5 protein-coding genes are annotated in these 4,779 nt (G+C 40.8%); all 5 read left to right on the top strand.

Going from position 1 to position 4,779, the window contains the following annotated elements:
• Window positions 1-315: DUF4249 family protein (locus ACEW8U_RS00795; RefSeq protein ID WP_373520126.1), on the top strand; the 315-nt coding region annotated here is incomplete at its 5' end.
• Window positions 316-337: 22 nt separating this feature from the next.
• Window positions 338-1,807, top strand: coding sequence for an IPT/TIG domain-containing protein (locus tag ACEW8U_RS00800; protein ID WP_373520127.1), 1,470 nt, complete (start codon window positions 338-340; stop codon window positions 1,805-1,807).
• A 6-nt stretch (window positions 1,808-1,813) separates the two neighbouring features.
• Window positions 1,814-2,929, top strand: coding sequence for a DUF4249 domain-containing protein (locus ACEW8U_RS00805; RefSeq protein WP_373520128.1), 1,116 nt, complete (start codon window positions 1,814-1,816; stop codon window positions 2,927-2,929).
• Between the two features lie 85 nt (window positions 2,930-3,014).
• Complete coding sequence (locus ACEW8U_RS00810; protein WP_373520129.1) at window positions 3,015-3,800, top strand: NRDE family protein; 786 nt, start codon at window positions 3,015-3,017, stop codon at window positions 3,798-3,800.
• A gap of 25 nt (window positions 3,801-3,825) precedes the next feature.
• The coding region (locus tag ACEW8U_RS00815; RefSeq protein ID WP_373520130.1) for a YpdA family putative bacillithiol disulfide reductase at window positions 3,826-4,779 on the top strand (954 nt) is incomplete at its 3' end.

The following is a 4,779-nucleotide window of genomic DNA, read 5'->3' on the forward strand; positions in this document are numbered from 1 at the left end:
GATATGCAGCACATGTCGATTTCGCAGGATGCTTACAGGCATTTGAGATTAATTGACCAACATTTACGGCTTAACGGTAGTGTTTTTGACTTGCCTCCTGCCAATATTAGAGGGAATATGCTCAATGTAGAAGATCAAGAGGATCAGGTGCTTGGATATTTCTTTGTTGCTGATGAAAGACCCATCAGGATTTACATTGATGAAAGTAATCTGGAATATGTTCTCAGCCCGAAAACCTTGATTCCGACAACTTGCCTCGCATTCAGAGGCTCAGGAATGACTACCAATCCTCCTGCTGATTGGAATCCCCGATGACCAATGTTATAACTCCACGATTATGTTGAAGAATTTATTCAGATATATTTTTGTCCTGATCACCATTCTCACCATTGGGGGATGTGAAGAGGCAGAAGATCCTACATTTAGCATCCTCACAGAGGAAATTGTGAATGTCAGTGGAGAACGGGCAATAGTCTTAGGGAGACTGATAGCCTTTGAAAATATACCTTTTGAAGACCATGGTTTCTATTTTTCCCGAGATGAAAATTTCAATCAGCCCATCATACTTAACCTAGGAGAAACTTCAAGGCCGGGACGTTTTCTTGGGGAGATTGATGGCTTGGAATTAGGGGCAGGGTATTTTGTTAAAGCCTTTGGCATCAAAGAAGGCCAGGTTGCTTTTGGAAATACTCTTTCTTTTTCTACCCTTGATCCGGCTTTGGAAAGGTTTACACCCATGACTCAGTTTCCCGGTGAAGAGATCATTATTTTTGGGATAAACTTCGGGGATGATACGGAAGTATATTTTGGGGGCCAAAAAGCACAGGTTATAGAAGTAGCTTTTGGTTTTCGAATCAGGGTAAGGGTACCTCCCATGACAGGTAACCCTACAGTAGAAATCAAAATCATTACACGTGGTATTGAACTGATTGCAACGGAACCCTTTAACTATGCCACAGGAGTTTATGAAAATTTAGGTGTTGTAACCGAAGACTTTGTGTTGGTGGACAATATCTATTTTCAGCAGGGCAATAGATTTTTTGCAGGCCTAGGTATAGACCTCGGTGCGCGGACGACAAATCATATTTGGGAATATACTCCTGGTCAGAATGCATGGCAAAGAACCGCTTTCACCGGGATCACTCAAAGAAAGGCAGCTAATTCCAGAACTGGATTTTTTGGTGGCGGAGAACAAATGCCACAGGTGGGGGCACAAATCCTTAATAACACTTTTTGGCATTTTGATGGAAATAATTTCAATTCTATTCCAACTCCACCAATCTCCATAGTGGATGGATTGGGGTTTATGGCTCAAGGTAGGTTTTATATTGTTGGGGGTACATTTGGGATTGGGTCTCAGGTTTACCGCTATGATCCATTCACAACATTGTGGCAGTTGAGGCCAAACCTTCCCTACGACGTAGATAAAAGTATGGTGCATTTTGTCCACAATGATCTATTGTACATCATCAATAAAGACAAGGCGCTTTTGCGCTATAATCTTGAAACTGCCCAATCCACTATGATTTCTGAATACCCTTCTCCTTTTATAGAAAACTTCTCAGATACGGGTGGACTTAGTGTGGTGGTTGGAGATAAAGTTTATATTGGTCTCTACGACAACAATGAGGATATGTGGGAACTAGACATGAATACCCTGATCTGGTCAAAGAAAAACCGGTTTACCGGAACACCAAGTGGGAGGATTGTGGCAGCTTTTGAAAGTGAAGGGTTTTTATATTTTTTGAGGATTTATGCCATACCTCGAAGAATGGAATTCTGGAAATTTGATCCCAATGGTTTTTAAAAGGCAATGAGAACATATTTTATTTTTGAGCGAATTAAGTTTATTATTTGGGTGATTTTGGCACTTTGGGTGACATCATGCATAGATAAATTCAGTTTTACCTCAGAAGATCCCCAAAGATTTTTGAATGTAGAAGGGTATATAACAACCATACCAAAAGCTCATCAGATCCGACTTTCCCGAGTAGAGAAATTTGGGCCAGAATTCATTGGACTTGGAAGGCCTGTCAATCTAGCGAATGTCCTGATTAAAGATGATTTGGGAAGGGTAGAAAATCTAGTTGAAATAGGTTCCGGTTATTATTCCACCTCATCCGATTTTGCGGCCGTGGTTGGAAGAAGTTATAATCTAGAGATTCAACTTCTGGACGGGAGGCGGTATATTTCATTAAAAGAAAAAGTTGCTCCCGTGCCTGAAATTGATTCTGTAACTTATCATGCTACCCGTACCGTCACTACAGATAGACTAAATGATGAAATTGGAGTTCAGGTGATGGCACATTTTCAGGATCCTCCCGAACAGGAAAATTATTATTTTTGGAATTTGTTGGAGTCGGATTTTGTGTTGGTGACCGAACCGGAATTGTATCACCTCCCCCCAGACCACCCTACCTGCCCCAAATGTCCAGCACCAAAACCATGTTGTTCCAGGTGTTTTCACAAAGATATTCCCAAACCTACCAATATAATTACTTTAACTGATACCGAATTCAATGGGATCTACCTGAGAAGGGGAATCGCTTATGTAATTGATGATGGCCTTCGTTTTAAGGAAACCTACAGATTGGATGTTCAGCATTTGTCTATTTCCGCTGAAACCCATCATTTTTTGAAATTGATTGATCAGCAATTAAGTTTGACAGGATCTGTTTTTGATCCACCTCCCGCAAATATCAGGGGAAATATGATCAGCTTGGACAATAATGAAGAACTTGTCTTGGGACAGTTTTTTGTTTCCGATGAAAGGTTTTTGAGAATTTATATCAAAAGGGATCAATTGGAGTTTCGCCAGAGTCCTCAGACCACTGTTCCAGATGATTGTAGGGATTTTTTACAACAGGCCAATTTCCCAATGCCATTTTTGTCTGTTGATCCACCTTCTGATTGGCATCCGGGTAATTGAGGAATAAGTTTTTTGAAATCTATTAAATATAGGTAATACTCCATGAAGGTCCATTGTATTCCGAATCTTTTATTAATTTGCGCCCATGTGTTTATTAGCCTTCAACTGGAACAATCACCCGGAATATAAGTTGATCCTTGTAGCCAACAGGGACGAATTTTTTGAAAGACCCACAGCATCCCTGCATTTGTGGGATGAAGGGTTTTATGCCGGCAGGGACCTGCGTGCAGGAGGGACTTGGTTGGGTATCCATCCCAATGGGAGATTTGCAGCCTTGACCAATTACCGCGATATGCGCAATTTGAAAAAGGACGCAAAATCACGAGGAGATCTTGTCAAAAACTTTTTACAGGGTGATATGGGTCCCGAAGAGTACCTTACCGAAATACAAAATGAAAAAGACCTGTATGAGGGGTTCAACCTCCTAGTAGGATTAGGTGATGAACTTTTCTATTTTTCCAATAAAATGGAAGGTATCCATAAATTGTCTTATGGCCTGTTTGGATTGAGCAATGCCCTTTTGGATACGCCGTGGAATAAGCTGCTGATGGCCAAGGAAAAGCTGAAAAAGAAAATTGAGGCAGGTTCATTGGACAAAAAAGCGTTAAGTGAGGTAGTCCTCTCCAAAACCATTGAGCCCGATGATCAGTTAGCTGATACAGGGGCCACTTTGGAACAGGAGCGTGCTGTTTCAGCCCAATTTATCAATTTTGGGAATTATTACGGGACCATCAATACAACTGTTTTGATTTGGAAACATTCCGGAGAAGTGGAAATAAAGGAAATGCGATATTTTCAAATTGAGAATAGGACTGTTGAAAATGAAGTAACTTTTCAAATGGAAGATGTGAATGAACATAAAATTGGCTGAGACTGTTTTCCAATAAATTAAAAGTATGGGCATTTTGGATGTATTAATAGTCGGTGGGGGTCCCATTGGATTGGCGTGTGGGATAGAATGTGAAAAATCAAGGTTGAATTATGTTATTGTAGAAAAAGGAGTTCTGACCAACTCTCTCTTCAATTACCCTTTGAATATGACTTTTTTCTCTACCTCCGAAAAGCTCGAAATGGGAGGAATACCTTTTATGTCCATCGCTCACAAACCGACAAGAACAGAAGCTTTGGAATACTACAGAAGGGTTGCAAAGACTTGGAAGTTGAAAGTCAGGCTTTATGAAGAAGTCAAAACCCTGGAAAAAAAGGAAGATCTCTTTGAAATCAAGACATCCAAAGAAACTTATCAAACAAAAAACATTATCGTCTCCACCGGATTCTATGACCTACCCAATTTGATGAATGTTCCCGGTGAAGATCTTCCAAAAGTTACCCACTACTACAAAGAACCTTGGCCTTATATCGGACAAAAAATCGTTGTGGTTGGTGGCGCAAATTCCGCTGTTGACGTGGCATTGGAAACTTGGCGCAAAGGTGCAGATGTCACCATGGTATTAAAGGATGAAGGTGTGGATAAAAATGTCAAGTACTGGGTCAAGCCTGATATCGAAAACCGCATCAAGGAAGGTAGTATTAAAGCCTTTACGCATTCCTTGGTCAAAGAAATCCGAGAAAGCGAAGTAGTTGTCAGCACGCCTGAAGGAGAGGTCACTGTAGAAAATGATTTCGTATTAGCCATGACAGGTTATATTCCAAATTTCGCCCTTTTAAAGCAATTGGGTGTGGAATTGAGTTTGGACGAAAAGCGACAACCTTGCTATGACCAAACAAATCAGGAGTCCAATATCCCAGGTGTTTACATGGCAGGTGTGGGTTGTGGCGGATTGAATACCCGTGAATTTTTTCTCGAAAACTCTATTGTTCATGCGGAGCAGATTGTGAAGCATATTGTG

The organism is Aquiflexum sp., from assembly GCF_041751335.1.
Taxonomy (GTDB): Bacteria; Bacteroidota; Bacteroidia; order Cytophagales; family Cyclobacteriaceae; genus Aquiflexum.

Coding starts and splice junctions, on each gene's coding strand:
- ACEW8U_RS00800 (WP_373520127.1), top strand. CDS start 338: ATGTTGAAGAATTTATTCAGATATATTTTTGTCCTGATCACCATTCTC.
- ACEW8U_RS00805 (WP_373520128.1), top strand. CDS start 1,814: ATGAGAACATATTTTATTTTTGAGCGAATTAAGTTTATTATTTGGGTG.
- ACEW8U_RS00810 (WP_373520129.1), top strand. CDS start 3,015: ATGTGTTTATTAGCCTTCAACTGGAACAATCACCCGGAATATAAGTTG.